We start from the raw sequence: 16,081 nt of genomic DNA on the forward strand, positions 1-16,081 counted from the left end.
TGTGAGGTAGAACAAGAATAGTCGAAGGGGAGTTCAATCGGTGAAAAGTAAGGCGAAAAACACATTGAAAACACTTGCAGCAGCATCTGCTCTAATTCTTTTTATCCAAACTCCATCAGCATATGCAACAAGTTTGTCGGATTTAAAAGAAGAAAAGAAACAAGTTGAAACAAAGAAAAATGAATTAAACTCTTCGATTAGTAATAAGTCAAATGCCATTACTGCTAATCAAGAAAAGCAACAAAAAATCTTAGATCAAATTCAAGCATTGAACGCTGAAATCGACAAAACCAATAGTAATATTAAAAATGTACAAGCTGATATTCATGCAACAAATGAAGAAATTAAAAAATTAGAAGCGTCTATTAAGGAACTTCTGCATAAAATCGAAGAGCGTGATTTATTGTTACAAGAGCGTGCTCGTGCCATTCAAGCGGGTGGATCAGTAAGCTATTTAGACGTATTGCTTGGTTCTAATAGTTTTGTAGACTTCATCGATCGTTTCTCTGCAGTCAATGCATTATTAGAAGCAGATCGTCAAATTATTCAAGATCAAAAAGAAGATAAACAAAAATTAGAAGAGCAAAAGCAAGCAGTTGAAGAAAAGCGAAAAAAATTGGAAGGTAAAAAAGCTGAGCTTGAAAGATTAAAAGCATCATTAGATGGTCAAAAAGCTGAGAAAAACAAATTAGTCGACCAATTAGAAAAAGAGCAAGAAAAGCTAAAATCAGAGAAAGTATTACTTGAAAAAGAATACTCTGAAGCATTAGAAGTAAGCCAAGAATTACAAGATCAAATTATTGCTGAACAAAAGCGTTTAGCTGAAATTGCTCGTCAACAAGAAGCAAAACGTAAAGCAGCCGCGGCAGCCGCGGCGGCCGCGGCGGCAGCTGCTAACAAAGGTGGTGGCGGTTCATCTGGTGGAACAGTCAATGCGCCTCAATCAAATGGTACATGGATTAAACCAACGAATGGTCGCTTAACGTCACCATATGGCTGGAGAAATCTTGGGGCAGGCCCTGAATTCCATTACGGTGTCGACCTTGCGAATGCAACGGGTACACCAATTTGGGCAGCATCGGATGGCGTAGTTTCTTATGCAGCACCACTTAGTTCATATGGTAATGTTGTCATCCTAACACACTCCATTGATGGACAAATTTATACAACTGTCTATGCGCATTTAAGTGCATTCAATGTTAGTGTAGGACAGGAAGTAACACAAGGTCAGCAAATTGCAGCGATGGGCAGTACTGGTCGCTCCACTGGTCCACATTTACACTTTGAAGTGCATAATGGCCCTTGGAGAGGACAGGCAGTCGGCAGTGTAAACCCACTAAAATATATTCCATTGTAAAAAATAAGCTATACATTAGAGTTTTCTAGTGTATAGCTTTTTGTATGTCTACTATTGTTTCCCTCAAAGCCTTCGTTCCATACTTTTTGTAAAATATGTTATGATGAACATATACATAGTGGGGTATTTTTACGACCCTGATTTCTTAAGAATTTCTGAAAACGTAGGAAATATTCTTATTTTAAAAAGGTTCTATGCTATGCTGTATGTATCTTTTGGAGGAGGGTTTGTTGGAGTGATTAATACGGAGTGGTACTCCATTCGAGCATTAACTTTACCAGCAACTGCTATCGCTTTACTTGCTACATTTTTTATTGTGTGGCTTATATTGCGTATACAATTTTCGAAAAAGTGGTCGGATGTATATAGTGATGCCGTTTTCACATTTATCATTGTGTGGAAATTAAGCCTGTTAGTAACTGATTTCAAGTCCGTTGTATCTTATCCAATTTCTTTGCTTTATTTTAATGGCGGAACCATTGGTGTTTATGTTGGCGTCATTGTAGCATCTTTGCAAATATGGAGAAAGCGTCACAAACTGGGGTTTGATGAACGGGAGATGATACCTTGTAGCTGGGCAATTATTTTAACGCAATCAATTTATCAAATGCTTGTCGTGCTACTCAACGACAACACCACACCGAGTGAAGTTATTACATTAGTTGTGCTAAGTCTATTAACACTCCTCATATTATGGAAACTAGCAGCAATGAAACAAACTTTATTACTCTATACAGTTAGCTATATACTTGTTGCCTTCTTTCAGCCACTAGGTGTATCGCAAACGGCTGTGAGAGTCAGTCTAGTATTACTTTGTATGGGAATAGTCATTCAACGTGAGCGAAACATTGTGGGAGGTAAGGAATGAAAAAAAATATTGGACTACTGATTGTCGTGCTTTTAGTAGTTGCGATGATTGGTACATATGTAAAGCAGCAAATTGACGAAGAACGTGCAATTGAAAAATCGGCCCTCGGTAAGGATATGGAGGAGCGTGAAGTAGGCTTAGGAAATGGGGATACACCACCTGATTTCACATTAACAAGTTTAGATGGGGAAGACATTACGCTAAGTGATCTCCGAGGAAAAAAGGTTGTTTTGAATTTCTGGGCGACATGGTGTCCACCATGTAAGGCGGAAATGCCACATATGCAAAGCTTCTATGATGAGTATGCAAAAGAGAAAAATGTTGAAATCTTAGCTGTTAATTTAACAACGGCAGAGCGTGATGTGACAGATGACGCGAAAGTGGACACAGTCATGACCTTTAGAGATAGCTTCGAGCTAACATTCCCAATTCTATTGGATCAAGATAATTCGGTAGGATTGGATTATCAAATTATTCCCATTCCAACAACTTATTTTATTGATTCCAACGGTTATATTCAACGTGCCATTAAAGGACCTATGGACGTGGACATGTTAAAGGAATATGTAGATGCATTAGATTAATTCATAAAAAATCTGTTCGTTTTCTATAGTAGAAACGAGCAGATTTTTTTATTTATAAACAAGAGTGAAATTAAATACTCGCGGGGCAAGGGTGAATACCCGCGGAACGAGAGTGAATACCCGCGGAACGAGAGTGAATACCCGCGGAACGAGAGCGAACACCCGCGGAGCAAGGCGAAATACCCGCGGAGCGAGGCGGAATACCCGCGAAGCAGGGCGGAATGCCCGCGAAGCATGGTGAAACCCTTAGGGAAAGTGAAATATTCTCCCTTCATAAATTTGAAAGGTAATCTTGTATGTTTGAAAAAATAGAGTCATACAGTAAAAGAGACGGAGGAGGGAAGATTTGCGCAAATTAACGGCTGGTGTCGGAGTCCTACTTAGTAGTTTAGTGGTAGGTAGTGGTATTTACTTTGATTGGTTCAATATTGGCGATAAAAAGGAGCCTGTTACGGAGGTTGATACAATTGGTGAAGCCATGACACTCATCGAAGAGAAATCTGTATACAGTACGAAAAAAGATGCCTTGGTGGAGGGGGCTCTTCGTGGTATGGCTGATGCCATTAAGGACCCTTACAGTACGTATTATTCCAAGGAAGAGGCAGAGCAACATCGGCAAATGCTGGCCGAGGAAAGAGTGGGCATAGGGATTGAACTAACTGAAAATAAAGGAAAATTTATTGTTGTGTCTCCAGTCCGTTCATCACCAGCAGAGAAGGCAGGTATGCGCTCGCTCGATGAAATTGTACAAGTTGATGGGGTTCGGGTTGATGGGAAAACGATGAGTGAGTTAATGCATTTAATTCAAGGTGAGAAAGGAACGAAGGTAACCATTGTTGTTTATCGTCCTAGTGAGGATAAACATATTAAAATGACAATGGAACGCGCTGCCATCTCTAATAAAACCGTATCAAGTGAAGTTGTAATGGTTGAAGATACAGCCATTGGTTATGTGGTTATTTCATTATTTGGTGAAAAGACAGCGAATGAATGGGTTGCTGAAACAAGTAAATTGCTTCGTAAAGATGTTGAAGGAATCGTAATTGATGTACGTGATAATCCAGGTGGTTATTTACATAGCGTCGCAGCGCTACTGAGCACGGTATTGGACAATGGCAAAGTATTTGCATATATGCAAAATGCGGAAGGGGCTATGGAACCATTAAAAACGCAAACAAAAGGCTTTGACGAAAAATATTTAGAAACGATGAACAAAATTCCAATCGTTGTTTTACAAAATCAAGGTAGTGCTTCTGCTAGTGAGGTGTTGAGCGGTGCTTTAAAAGGATGGGGGCGTGCTTCACTTGTGGGGGTTAAAAGCTTTGGGAAAGGAACTGTGCAGGAATCTTGGGAGCTTTCAAATGGTGGGGAATTAAAATTATCAACCAATAAATGGCTGACACCAAAACGCGAATGGATTCATGGGCAGGGTATTGAAGCAAGTTTAGTAATTGAGCAAAATGAATTATTTGCTTTTCAACTCCATCCTCTAACAGGTAAGTTTAAAGTGGGTGATATGAGTGAGGAAATTTCGTATTCACAAAATGCCTTACAGAAACTAGGCTATCAAATTGATCGTTTAGATGGCTATATGGACGAGACAACGGCAGAGGCGGTTAATCTTTATCGTAAACAGAAAAAATTAAAACTTGCAGAAGATGAATTTTACATGGATACAACGTTCTTTAATAGTTTAAATGAGACGTTAAAGGATTTTAAAGCCGATCGTCAAAATGATCAGCAATTCCAAATGGCCACTAGCTTTTTACTACATGCAATTGAACAATAACATCTGCTAAAAGAATAAAATGACCATAATACAAAGCTTTCTATGAGTTTGTACTACGCAAGAGTGTAGTCGTTTGATACAATAAATTCATAGTATTCATGATAGAAATGGCGGGTGTTCGTATGGTTAGTGAGATATTAATAGAAATTGTAACAGCGATTGGCCGCTTTTTACTCAACCCATTACTGTATATAGTCATAATATTTGCTATTTTATTAGGTTATCGTCGTGTAAAACAGGAGCGAAAATATTTTAATAGACGCATTATTTGGGGCTGGACGGAGCTAATCGGACAATGGAAAGATGGGTGGCTTTATGCATTACTCATTTCTCTTATCAGTATGATAGCAGGACTTACTGTACCGAAAGAATTTTTAATTATTTTAATAGCAGTTTCTATAGTAGCACTTATCTTGTATTTCATTAATGCATTGTCACCCATTTTCACAATGGGTATTGCAACATTAGCGATATGGGCTATGTCCTATTACCATTGGTCTTTCTCTTGGTGGAAAATTTCCTTTGAGGATGTCAATTTAGATGATGGAGCAGTCGTTACGATTACCATTCTTGCGGGTCTTTGTGTCATTGCGGAAGGACTATTGATTCGACGTGCAGCAATGAAGGTTACTACGCCTAGTATTGAAAAAACGAAGCGGGGTATGCAGGCTATTGTGTATCGTTCAAGGAATGTTTGGGTGCTTCCGATTTTCTTTGTTATGCCTGGTGATGCTATTTCTGCCGTGTTGCCGTATTGGCCATTGTTTACGATAGGAGATAGTCAATTTGCATTTGTATTGTTTCCGATTGTTATAGGCTTTGCCAAGCTGCTAAGAAAGGAATTACCAGCATTAAAGCTGCCTAAAATAGGGCGATCTGTTTTATTACTAGGACAGCTTATTTTAATAGGCGGTTTAGCTGCTTATTTTGAGCCAATGATCGGTTTCCTGACGCTTGGTATTGGAGCGCTAATCCGTATCATTATGTCTATTTACTTTGCTCAACAAGATAAAACAGATCATTATGCGGTAGCACCAAGTACAAAGGGTGCGATTATTGCAGCCGTACTTCCTGATTCACCAGCTGAAAAAATGGGCTTACTGGCAGGGGAATGTATTCGCAAGGTAAATGGTGTGACTATTTTTACTGAAAATGAACTGTACGAAGCGCTACAATTAAATGCAGCCCATTGTCGTCTAGAAGTGTTAGATCGAAATAATGAAATTCGTCTCACACAGCATGTTATATATAGTAATGATCATTACCGCATCGGATTACTTCTTGCTGAGCCGAGGGATGTATAATGGACGTTTTTGGAAAAATGATGTTAGCATTATTTATACCTGCTTTATTGGTGTTATTGTTTACAAGAATTACGTATAATCGCTATGTTGCATTAGCATTAGCGATTGCACTAATTGCTGCCTCTGTCTATGCAGGTTACACATCTCCATCAATTATTTTTGTCATTGATGCCTTTTCATTAACAGTCGGTTTTTGGCTAGCAAGTAAACTGAAGAAATAAAAGAAGGTCAGTCCTAGCGAAGGGACTGACCTTTTTACATGAAAAATCGTACAGCTGCCATAATGATAACACCAGCAATAACTGTAATGGACAAACTTTTTGTAATAAGTGCAATAATTAGTGTTGGCACAAATGTAACAAAAACGGGCCAATCCAATGTCACCACTTTGCCACTGTCAGTATCTAATAAGTTTTCGATGACAAGAGCACTTAAAATACAAACAGGAATAAAACTGAGCCATTTAAGCACCACATCGGGGAGTGTTACACTACGTACGAACATAAAGGGAATAACACGCGGTAGCCATGTAACAAGGGCACAGCCGATAATGAGCCAGACCATATATGTAGTTGTCGTCACTTATCCGTCACCACCCCAATTGTTGCGACAATGATTGTTGCTAGCAGCACAGCCACATGCGAAGGTACTATATAAGAAAGACCATACATAATGACCACCATATAGCCGATTAATTTAATATAATGCATGATTTTACTTTTGCCAACGCTGCTCAATTGTAGAACTAATAGCGCAACAAACATGGCAATTAACGCAAAATCTAAGCCCCATTTTTCAGGATTGGCGACCCATTGCCCTAAAAAGGCACCAGTAACACAGGAAAGAATCCAGAAAGAGTAGGCAGTAATGTTTAGTCCATCCATCCATTTGCCGTATAATTTGCCTGTTTGCATTTGCTTTGTTACGGCTACGCCAAATGTTTCATCTGTTAATAATGTACCAAAGCCAACATTTCTTAGCATGGAATAGCGCGTAAAATGAGGTGCTAATGTTAAACTCATTAATAAATGGCGTAGATTGACGACAAAAATGGTTACAATAATAGCAGAAGCAGGACTACTTGTTAAGAGAAGCGCACAAAAAATAAATTGTGCAGATCCAGCATAAACAAGGATCGTTAAAAGTGCGATTTCAAGGACAGATAAACCAGAAGCGGAACCTACAACACCGAATGCAAGTCCTATACTAATATAACCGAGTAATGTTGGTACACAATCTTTCACACCTTGTAAAAAGCTATCGTTGGAAGAGCTTGTTGTATTCTGATGAAGCTCTGTTGTACTTGTCATAAATAGGTCATCCTTTCTTGATAATTTCCATGTATACTATTGATGGAATTGTTTGATAGTTCTTGATGTTTATTAAAGTATACATATGTCTGATAAAATAAACAATAGAAAATGGTGAGTAAAAGTGGAACAAATGAGCCGGAATTTAGCATTTCAATTAAAAAAAATTAGACAGCAGCGTCATTTAAGCCTAGATGATGTAGCAAAAGAAACAGGCGTTAGTAAAGCGCAGCTTGCCCAAATTGAAAAAGGAGAGGCCAACCCAACTGTGTCGACGATTTGGAAAATTGCTGCAGGGATGCGTATTTCATTTTCTTCTTTATTGCAGCCACCAACAGCCCATTTCACACGTTATAGCAGTAAAGATGTGCCACATGTCGATGAGGACGAGGGGCGCTATCGAGTGTATTCTATCATTCCGTATAACCCGGAGCGGGGTTGGGAATTCTATAAGGTTGAAATGGAGCCAGGAGCCGTTAGCAGGAGTGAAGCTCATACAGAAGGGGTAGAAGAAACTATAATGGTCATCAAGGGACAAGCAGTTATTTCTGCTGGAGATATGCATGAATTACTGGAAGAAGGGGATACACTAGTATTCTCAGGGCATCAGCCCCATGAATATCGAAATACGTCAGATGAGCTAACAATTTTTCATTTAATTTTACAGTATAAATAGAGGTGTCGATGTTGAGTGAATGGTTTACTGTAGAAAATATTGAACAGATTGCGGCACAGTATCGAACACTTGGTCCAATCATTGGTTTACTGTTACCATTTTTAGAAGCGTTTTTACCATTTCTTCCTTTAGTCGTGTTCGTTGTTGCCAATGCAAGTGCATTTGGCTTATGTTTAGGGTTTTTATTATCTTGGTTAGGCTCCGTAGCTGGCTCCTATGCAGTATTTTTGCTTGTCCGCCATTTTGGTAAGCATCCAAAGCTACAATTTTTAACAGGCAGTAAAAAAGTACAGAAGCTAATAAAATGGGTGGATATGAAAGGTATTAGTCCTCTATTTGTCCTCCTATGCTTTCCCTTTACACCATCTGTTATAGTGAATATTGTAGCGGGGTTATCCCATATTCATAAAAAGTTTTACTTAGTTGTTTTACTGGCTGGAAAGTTTGTCATGATTTTAGGGATGAGTGTACTAGGCTATGATCTTCAATCCTTATTGACAAGCCCCGTAAGATTAGTGATTGCTGCAGTTGCAATTGTTATTTTATGGTGGGTAGGCAAGCTGATTGAGAAGCGATTGAACGCTCGTGTAGAAAGAGATTTAAAGCAAGCGCGAAATTTGACGAAAAACCGTGATCACCATGCCAGTTAACTATTTACTATAGCCTCTTTCTTTATCTGAAGGGGCTGTTTTTTTATGTAAACATATCCTTCTTTTTTATTGTCAGGTGAAGGTTGATAAATAGTATTTACTAGTTTTTTTCGATAGAATTTAAGGTAGACTAGTAAAGTTGATTTTAAATGTAGAAGGGTTCACCCAAAGAGAAAAGGAACCCGTTAATAATAGATGATTCCACAGCAAAAGCACGTTCTCGATTTGGTGAGGTGTTTACTAGAAGAAAAGAAAACCATCTAAAGAGGGGGAAAGGATATGACATTACGTATTGTTTCAGGACGATCGGGAACAGGGAAATCGGCATTTATTCATCAGGAAATTGTTGAACAACTTAAGACGGACCCATTAGGGCATCCAATTTTCATCATTGTTCCTGACCAGATGTCCTATTCTACCGAATATGAACTGACGAATAAGCATGGTTTACAAGGTTTGATTCGAGCACAGGTGATGACATTTAAGCGTTTAGCGTGGTTAGTCTTACAGGAGACAGGTGGTATCGCGCGTAAAGAAGTAAATGGCTATGGTTACCGAATGCTCATTCGTAAACTTTTAGAGGAACAGAAAAGCGAGTTTTCTTTATTTCGACAAGCAGCAGGAAAACGAGGATTTACAGAGGAAATAGAAACCCTTCTAAAAGAATTTAGTCGCTATAGCGTCAATAGTTCAGTCTTGGCAGAAGTAACGGAATCTTTGAAGGCACTTGATGCTCCCAACACCTTACAAGCAAAAACGAATGATTTACATGTCGTTTTGCAGGCATTGGAGGAACGACTTGGTACAACATATGTCGACAGTGAGGGCTATTATCCAATTTTAACAGAACAATTAAAGTACGCTGAAACGATGAAGCAAGCGACAATCTATATTGATGGTTTTACGGCCTTCACTGTACGAGAATTGGAATTGGTTCGAGAGTTATTAAAGGTAACGAAGCAAGTAACCGTTGTTCTTCCATTTGACCATATAGATGAGGCTTTTGATGAGCAGGCACTATTTCATGAAGCAGCTTTAACCAATCAACGACTCCATGATATCGCCAATGAAGAGGGCATTGATGTTGATTTTCCATTACATTTTTATCATGCTAGAAGATTTCATTCTGAAGATTTACAGCATGTGGAGACTAATTTTGCAAATTTAATGCCTAAAACGAAAGAAACCTCAGGAGATGTCATGGTACTTGAAGCATCAAATCGTCGAGCGGAGGTACATGCGATTGCCCGGGAAATAACTAAATTGACAAAAGAAGACGGATATCGCTATCAGGATATTGTACTTTTATATAGACAAGCAGATCTCTATGATCCACTTATCGCAAGTATTTTCCAACAATATGATATTCCTATTTTCACAAATACTAAAAAAACGATGCTACACCATCCATTAATAGAGTTAAGTCGGTCTGCATTAGAGATCATGACGTCTAATTGGAAATATGAACCTGTCTTTCGCAGTGTGAAAACCGATTTGTTTTTCCCGCTCCAAGCTGAACTAACAATTTGGCGCGAACGAGCGGATCGATTGGAAAACTATTGTTTGGCACAGGGAATCTATGGCGAACGTTGGTTTGAGGAGGCTCGTTGGTTTTATAAAAAGTATCGAGGACTAGAATTCCATTCGCGTGTACAAACAGATGAAGAGCGTGCAATGCAGGCAGAAATCGAGGCCATTCGAGATGAAATTCGCCAACCATTAAAAAATTTACAGGACAAGCTTGAAGCTGCACAAACTGGTAGGGAAATTGCCACTGCCTTATTTGAACTTGTGGAGGCATTACAGGTTTATGACAAGCTTCAGATGATGAAAGACCGTGAGCTTGATCGAGGCGACGCTTTAGCAGCGAGTGAGCACGACCAAGCTTGGAATGAATGGATTGCAGTCCTCGATCAATTCGTCTATATGTTTGGTGAGCAGGAGATGACTGTGGAGGAAGCAGCCAAAATACTTGATGAAGGTTTTGATACATTAGAATTTTCTCGAATTCCACCAACCCTAGATGAGGTCATGGTTGCGACTGTTGATTTGGCTCGTCTTTCTAATATAAAGGTTGCCTTTGTTGTAGGGATGAATGATGGAATTTATCCAACACGAATGGAATATGAGGGATTATTGTCAGATTCAGAGCGTGAATGGTTTAGTCAAATTGGCTATGAGCTTGCACCAACCTCTACCAATCGTTTATTACAGGAAAATTTCTTAATCTATCGTGCAGTTACGACACCTTCTAATAAGCTTTATGTGACATATCCAACAGCAGATGAAGAGGGCAAGGCACTGCTACCTTCTTTATATATCAAGAAAATAGTTGGTAATGACAAGGCGCCAGGTCTATTAAGTGATGTTGCTATAGAGCGAGTAGTTATTGATCCGATTGAATTACTGGATGGAGATGTTTTACCTTATTTACGCCATCCACGTACCGCATTAGCCCACCTTATGATACAGCTACGTCAAGCAGAGCATAGTCGTGAATTAGCACCTGAATGGCTAGCATTACAAAAATTTTATAAACAAGATCCTTATTGGACACTTATTTTTGAGCGTGTACGCTATCCGATTACACATAAAAATGAGGCTGAGCCACTTGAAACCTATATCACACAGGAGTTATACGGACAAAAGCTTACATCAAGTGTGTCACGAATAGAGAAATATTTTAGATGTCCATTTTCTCATTTCACTACGTATGGTCTACGTTTAGAAGAGCGTGCAGAGTATCGCTTGGAAACTTTTGCAATGGGTGATTTATTCCATGAGGCGTTAAAGTGGATTACAGAGGAAACACATAGACAACAGCTTTCATGGATACGTTTGACGAAGCAGCAAATTAAACAATTAGCACGGCAAGCAGTCGAGCAAATTGTACCTGTTTTTTCACATCAAATCTTATTATCTAGTGCCCGCTATCGCTATATTCAGCGGAAGCTTATTCGTATTGTTGAACGCACGATGACGGCATTGACACAGCATGCTAATGTATCTCATTTTAAACCTATTGCCATTGAGGCATCGTTTGGCCCAGGGCAACATGAACAGCTACCACCACTTGAAATTGATTTGACTGGTGGGAAGAAAATGTTTATGCGAGGACGTATCGATAGAGTGGATAGTGCAACGATAGATGATCGCTCTTATTTGCGGATTGTTGATTATAAATCTTCAGCCCGTGATTTAGATTTAAACGAGGTTTATTATGGATTATCTTTACAGGTCCTTACTTATTTAGATGTGGCGATGGAAAATAGCTCTTATTGGTTACCAGGTCAAACAGAGCCAGCAGGGGTACTGTATGTGCATGTGCATAATCCAATGCTAAAACTAGATAAGGATTTAACGGATAGTGAAATAGAAGAAGATCGTTTAAAGCAATACAAAATGAAGGGCCTACTTTCAGAAAATGCTGAGGCCATTTTATCGATGGACGAGCAACTAGAAGAAAGTAGCGGCCACTCTAAAATCATTCCTGTTTATATGAAAAAAGATGGGACACCATCTGAATCACAATCACGTATTGTCCCAGTAAATGATATGAAAAAGCTACAGCATTTCGTTCGTCGTAAACATCAGGAGGCAGGCAATGGTATTTTGTCTGGTGATACAGCTATCAGCCCCTATAAATTAAAGGCAAAAACAGCATGTGATTATTGTCAATTTGCTGCAGTTTGTCAATTTGATCCGTCTGATGGTAAACAAAGCTATCGTCAATTGATGCAAGCGAAACCGAATGACATTGTTGATAAAATTCGGAAGGAGGTAGAATAGCATGGTACAAACAATTCCAGCAAAGCCGGCAGATGTCACATGGACAGATGATCAGTGGAAGGCGATTTATGCAAGTGGTCAAGATACGCTTGTATCTGCTGCAGCAGGTTCTGGGAAAACGGCCGTACTAATTAATCGTATGATTGAAAAGGTCATTGCTACTGAAAATCCCATCAATGTAGATGAACTATTGGTAGTGACCTTTACGAATGCTTCAGCTGCTGAAATGCGCCATCGTATGTCAGAGGCATTAGAAAAGGCTATAGCAGAAAACCCGACATCCAATCATTTAAGACGGCAGCTCAGTCTGGTCAATAAAGCGCAAATCTCCACACTGCATTCCTTCTGTTTAGCCATTGTGAAGCAATACGCCTACTTGCTTGATATTGATCCAGGCTTCCGTATCGCCAATGAAGCGGAAATTGCTTTATTAAGAGATGATATTTTAGCGGATGTTTTAGAGGATGCTTACGATTCAGAGGACGAAGCTCAAGTGCAGGCAATCTATCGTCTTGTCGATAGCTTTACGTCGGATCGTGATGACCAAGCCATCGAAACGTTGATTAGTAAACTATATGATACTTCTCGTGTACATGCTGAGCCTTTAAAGTGGTTGTTAAGTCTACCGAAAGCCTATGATTTAGCGGATGATGTGACCATTGATGATTTAGAGTTATCTCATTATGTCAAATTAACCGTTCGACATAGCTTGGAAGAAGCTTTTGTTTTAATTTCAGAAATGCGAGGGATAACCTTACAGCCAGATGGACCTGCCCCCTATGCTGAAACGGCAGAAATTGATTTTGCTATGATTCAAGAGGGGATACGTATTAGTCAAGAAGGGACATGGCAGGAGCTGTTTGATTATTTTGCAACGGTCAAATGGTCCACATTGAAACGAGTATCTAAGGATGCTTTAGTAGATGTAGATTTACAAGAGCTTGCCAAGAAAAAACGTGAAGCAGCCAAAAAAATAATGAATAAAATGAAAGAAACATATTTTGTTCGTACACCTGCACGCTTGCTTGAGGAAATAAGATTAATGGCACCAACAATTACCACATTAGTGGAGCTAACTGCTGCGTTTAGTGACCAATTCCGACAAGCCAAGTTAGAACGGGGTATCATTGATTTTTCAGATTTAGAGCATTATGCCCTGCAAATTTTAACGGTCGAAGTAGAAGGCGAGCTTCAGCCATCTCCAGTTGCGCTAGATATGAAAAAACGTTTTAAAGAAGTTCTTGTGGATGAATATCAAGATACAAATATGCTACAGGAAACGATTTTACAGCTTGTCAAAACAGGTGAGGAGCAGAATGGCAACTTATTTATGGTTGGTGACGTGAAACAAAGTATTTATCGCTTCCGTTTAGCTGAACCAAAACTCTTCATGCGAAAATATAGTGATTTTTTAGAGACGCCTGAAATGACAGGAATGCGAATTGATTTAAATGCTAACTTTCGAAGTCGTAAAGAAGTGTTGACTGCTACGAACTATATATTTGCACAAATAATGGGCGAGCGTGTGGGTGAGATTCTTTATGATGACAATGCATCATTAAAGCCAGCTGCTCCTTATGATGAGAAAGAAATGCCCGTAGAACTTGTCGTGATGCATCCGCCACAGGAAGAGGAAACAACAGAAGAGCTAGAGGAAATGAGCAATGAAGCCACAGAGCTAGAGGAATTGAAAAAATCACAATATGAGGCGCGCTTTATTATTGATCGTATTCGACAGATGATGGAGGATGGCACAACTGTTTATGATACGAAAACAAAGACAGAACGGCCCCTACAATATCGTGATATTGTAATTCTAATGCGCTCTATGACATGGTCAACAGATTTAGTGGAGGAATTTAAGTTAGCAGGGATTCCATTATATGCAGAATCCTCTAAAGGGTATTTTGATGCTCTTGAAGTGATGATAATGTTAAATGTCTTGAAGGTTGTTGATAATCCCTATCAAGATATTCCATTAGCTTCTGTACTACGTGCACCATTTGTTGGTTTAACGGAAAATGAGCTGGCGAAAATACGGTTAGCCGATCAAAAGGTACCTTTCTATGACGCTTTACGCCAATTTATTCGTAGTGAAGGACATGGAGTGCAAACCACTACGTTTGAGAAGCTGCAACGCTTTATGCTAGCCTTTGAAAATTGGCGAGATTTAGCACGTCGTGGATCATTGTCAGATTTAATTTGGAAGATTTATTTAGATACACACTATTATGAAATGGTTGGGGCAATGCCAAATGGTAAGCAGCGTCAGGCCAATCTACGTATCTTACATGATCGTGCACTAATGTATGAGCAGACTGCGTTTCGTGGATTATTCCGCTTTTTACGCTTTATTGATCGGATGCGAACGCGTGGGGATGATTTAGGCACTGCCAAATCCATTGGTGAAAAGGATGATGTGGTACGCCTTGTGACGATTCACTCTTCAAAAGGATTGGAATATCCTGTAGTCTTTGTCGCAGGTATGGGACGTCCGTTTAACAAAATGGATTTCCATCAACCTTATTTATTCGACCAAGACTTTGGCCTTGCGGTAAAGGCCATTGACCCGGAAAATCGTATCACGTACACATCGTTACCGTTTTTAGCATTGAAGGAAAAAAAGGAGCTGGAAATGCGTGCAGAGGAAATGCGAGTTTTATATGTAGCTATGACGCGTGCAAAGGAGCGACTGATTTTAGTGGGCTCTGTAAAGAGTTGGGAGAAAACGCTTGATTACTGGCAGGATGCGCAAAATTTACCGAAAGATGCACCGCTTCAGGAATATTTACGTGCCAGAGCTAATAGTTATTTGGACTGGATAGGCCCAGCGGTAGCAAGGCATGCAGATTTTGCGGCTGTTGCAACTACTTCGTATAAAGAAATGGATGACCCTTCTCGTTGGTCGGTACAAGCTATCAATACGAGCCATTATTCGTATGAAATACAAGCATTGGCTGATGAGGTACAACAGGCACTTGAGATGCCTGAGGATGAGGCATTGTTGGCAGTAATAACGGAACGTTTTCAAGCACAGTATGCCTATCAAAAATCCACAAGAAAACGCTCCAAAACATCGGTAAGTGAAATTAAGCGTTTAGAAAATCTACAGCGCCAGGAGGAACCGGAATATTACTTTGCGACTCCAGCCAAGCAAACAGGCTCTACTATTGCGCCTCGACCAGCTTTTTTACAGGAGCAACAGCTAACGGGTGCTGAAGTTGGAACAGCTGTACACACAGTGATGCAGCATGTCCCACAGTTTGGCTTTCATGATATGAACGAAGCAAAGGTGTTTGTAAAAGATTTAGTAGCAAGACAGCTTTTAACAGAGGCAGAAGGAAAAGTGATTCCACTAGCGAAAATTTATCATTTCTTTACTACAGAAATCGGACAACGCTTCAAAAAAGCAAAGCAGATACGTAGGGAAATGCCCTTTACCATTAGTCGAGTAGATGACGATGGCGATGCACAAATTGTGCAGGGGATTATCGACTGTTTATTTGAGGATGAGTATGGTAATTGGGTATTGTTAGATTATAAAACAGATCGTATTCTGCCGCATTTTGCACAGGAGCCGGCTTTGTCAAAGGAAATACTAGGTCGTTATGCGGTTCAGCTTCGTGTTTATAGTGAGGCAATTGAATCCATTCTACACATTAAAGTAAGCGATAAAGTGTTATATTTATTCGATAATGAACAGACCATTCAGGCTTAAAGAATTAGTTATGGTCAAAGCAGAGCAAAGAAAATT

At 39.5% G+C, this 16,081-nt stretch carries 12 protein-coding genes; 10 read left to right on the forward strand and 2 right to left on the reverse strand.

From position 1 onward, the window contains the following. The first annotated feature begins 40 nt into the window (after window positions 1–40). From MKY49_RS03220 to MKY49_RS03245, 6 genes are all read left to right on the forward strand, one after another. Window positions 41–1,357 (forward strand): murein hydrolase activator EnvC family protein, encoded by a 1,317-nt coding sequence (locus tag MKY49_RS03220; RefSeq protein ID WP_341385612.1) that lies wholly within the window; start codon window positions 41–43, stop codon window positions 1,355–1,357. A 235-nt stretch (window positions 1,358–1,592) separates the two neighbouring features. Next, window positions 1,593–2,225 (forward strand): hypothetical protein, encoded by a 633-nt coding sequence (locus MKY49_RS03225; RefSeq protein WP_341385613.1) that lies wholly within the window; start codon window positions 1,593–1,595, stop codon window positions 2,223–2,225. Beyond that, window positions 2,222–2,809, forward strand: coding sequence for a redoxin domain-containing protein (locus MKY49_RS03230; protein ID WP_274795668.1), 588 nt, complete (start codon window positions 2,222–2,224; stop codon window positions 2,807–2,809). The genes MKY49_RS03225 and MKY49_RS03230 overlap by 4 nt, the downstream gene beginning before the upstream one ends. A 346-nt stretch (window positions 2,810–3,155) precedes the next feature. Next, window positions 3,156–4,598 (forward strand): S41 family peptidase, encoded by a 1,443-nt coding sequence (locus tag MKY49_RS03235; protein WP_274795669.1) that lies wholly within the window; start codon window positions 3,156–3,158, stop codon window positions 4,596–4,598. A gap of 122 nt (window positions 4,599–4,720) precedes the next feature. Then, window positions 4,721–5,902, forward strand: a complete 1,182-nt coding sequence (locus MKY49_RS03240; protein ID WP_274795670.1) for a PDZ domain-containing protein — start codon at window positions 4,721–4,723, stop codon at window positions 5,900–5,902. Further along, window positions 5,902–6,123 carry a DUF2198 family protein gene (locus MKY49_RS03245; protein ID WP_341385614.1) on the forward strand — a complete coding sequence of 74 codons (222 nt, stop codon included), beginning with the start codon at window positions 5,902–5,904 and terminating at the stop codon, window positions 6,121–6,123. Before MKY49_RS03240 ends, MKY49_RS03245 begins: the two co-directional genes overlap by 1 nt. Before the next feature lie 34 nt (window positions 6,124–6,157). Here MKY49_RS03245 and MKY49_RS03250 read toward each other — a convergent pair whose 3' ends face one another. Beyond that, window positions 6,158–6,484 carry an AzlD domain-containing protein gene (locus MKY49_RS03250; protein ID WP_341385615.1) on the reverse strand — a complete coding sequence of 109 codons (327 nt, stop codon included), beginning with the start codon at window positions 6,482–6,484 and terminating at the stop codon, window positions 6,158–6,160. Beyond that, complete coding sequence (locus tag MKY49_RS03255) at window positions 6,481–7,212, reverse strand: AzlC family ABC transporter permease (protein WP_341385616.1); 732 nt, start codon at window positions 7,210–7,212, stop codon at window positions 6,481–6,483. The genes MKY49_RS03250 and MKY49_RS03255 overlap by 4 nt, the downstream gene beginning before the upstream one ends. Before the next feature lie 124 nt (window positions 7,213–7,336). Here MKY49_RS03255 and MKY49_RS03260 point away from each other — a divergent pair, with 124 nt between their 5' ends. From MKY49_RS03260 to addA, 4 genes are all read left to right on the forward strand, one after another. After that, a complete protein-coding gene (locus MKY49_RS03260) occupies window positions 7,337–7,888 on the forward strand; it encodes a helix-turn-helix domain-containing protein (protein ID WP_312504855.1) in 552 nt (183 codons plus the stop codon). 11 nt (window positions 7,889–7,899) lie between these two features. Further along, window positions 7,900–8,538 carry a TVP38/TMEM64 family protein gene (locus MKY49_RS03265; RefSeq protein ID WP_341386909.1) on the forward strand — a complete coding sequence of 213 codons (639 nt, stop codon included), beginning with the start codon at window positions 7,900–7,902 and terminating at the stop codon, window positions 8,536–8,538. Between the two features lie 279 nt (window positions 8,539–8,817). Then, window positions 8,818–12,327 (forward strand): helicase-exonuclease AddAB subunit AddB, encoded by a 3,510-nt coding sequence (gene addB / locus MKY49_RS03270; RefSeq protein ID WP_322611320.1) that lies wholly within the window; start codon window positions 8,818–8,820, stop codon window positions 12,325–12,327. Between the two features lies 1 nt (window position 12,328). Continuing rightward, window positions 12,329–16,045, forward strand: a complete 3,717-nt coding sequence (gene addA / locus MKY49_RS03275; RefSeq protein ID WP_341385617.1) for a helicase-exonuclease AddAB subunit AddA — start codon at window positions 12,329–12,331, stop codon at window positions 16,043–16,045. Window positions 16,046–16,081 lie beyond the last annotated feature (36 nt).

Origin of the sequence: Lysinibacillus sp. FSL M8-0134, assembly GCF_038069745.1 — a bacterium.
GTDB classification, from domain to species: Bacteria; Bacillota; Bacilli; order Bacillales_A; family Planococcaceae; genus Lysinibacillus; species Lysinibacillus irui.

Coding starts and splice junctions, on each gene's coding strand:
- MKY49_RS03230 (WP_274795668.1), top strand. CDS start 2,222: ATGAAAAAAAATATTGGACTACTGATTGTCGTGCTTTTAGTAGTTGCG.
- MKY49_RS03240 (WP_274795670.1), top strand. CDS start 4,721: ATGGTTAGTGAGATATTAATAGAAATTGTAACAGCGATTGGCCGCTTT.
- MKY49_RS03245 (WP_341385614.1), top strand. CDS start 5,902: ATGGACGTTTTTGGAAAAATGATGTTAGCATTATTTATACCTGCTTTA.
- MKY49_RS03255 (WP_341385616.1), bottom strand. CDS start 7,212: ATGACAAGTACAACAGAGCTTCATCAGAATACAACAAGCTCTTCCAAC.
- addB (WP_322611320.1), top strand. CDS start 8,818: ATGACATTACGTATTGTTTCAGGACGATCGGGAACAGGGAAATCGGCA.
- addA (WP_341385617.1), top strand. CDS start 12,329: ATGGTACAAACAATTCCAGCAAAGCCGGCAGATGTCACATGGACAGAT.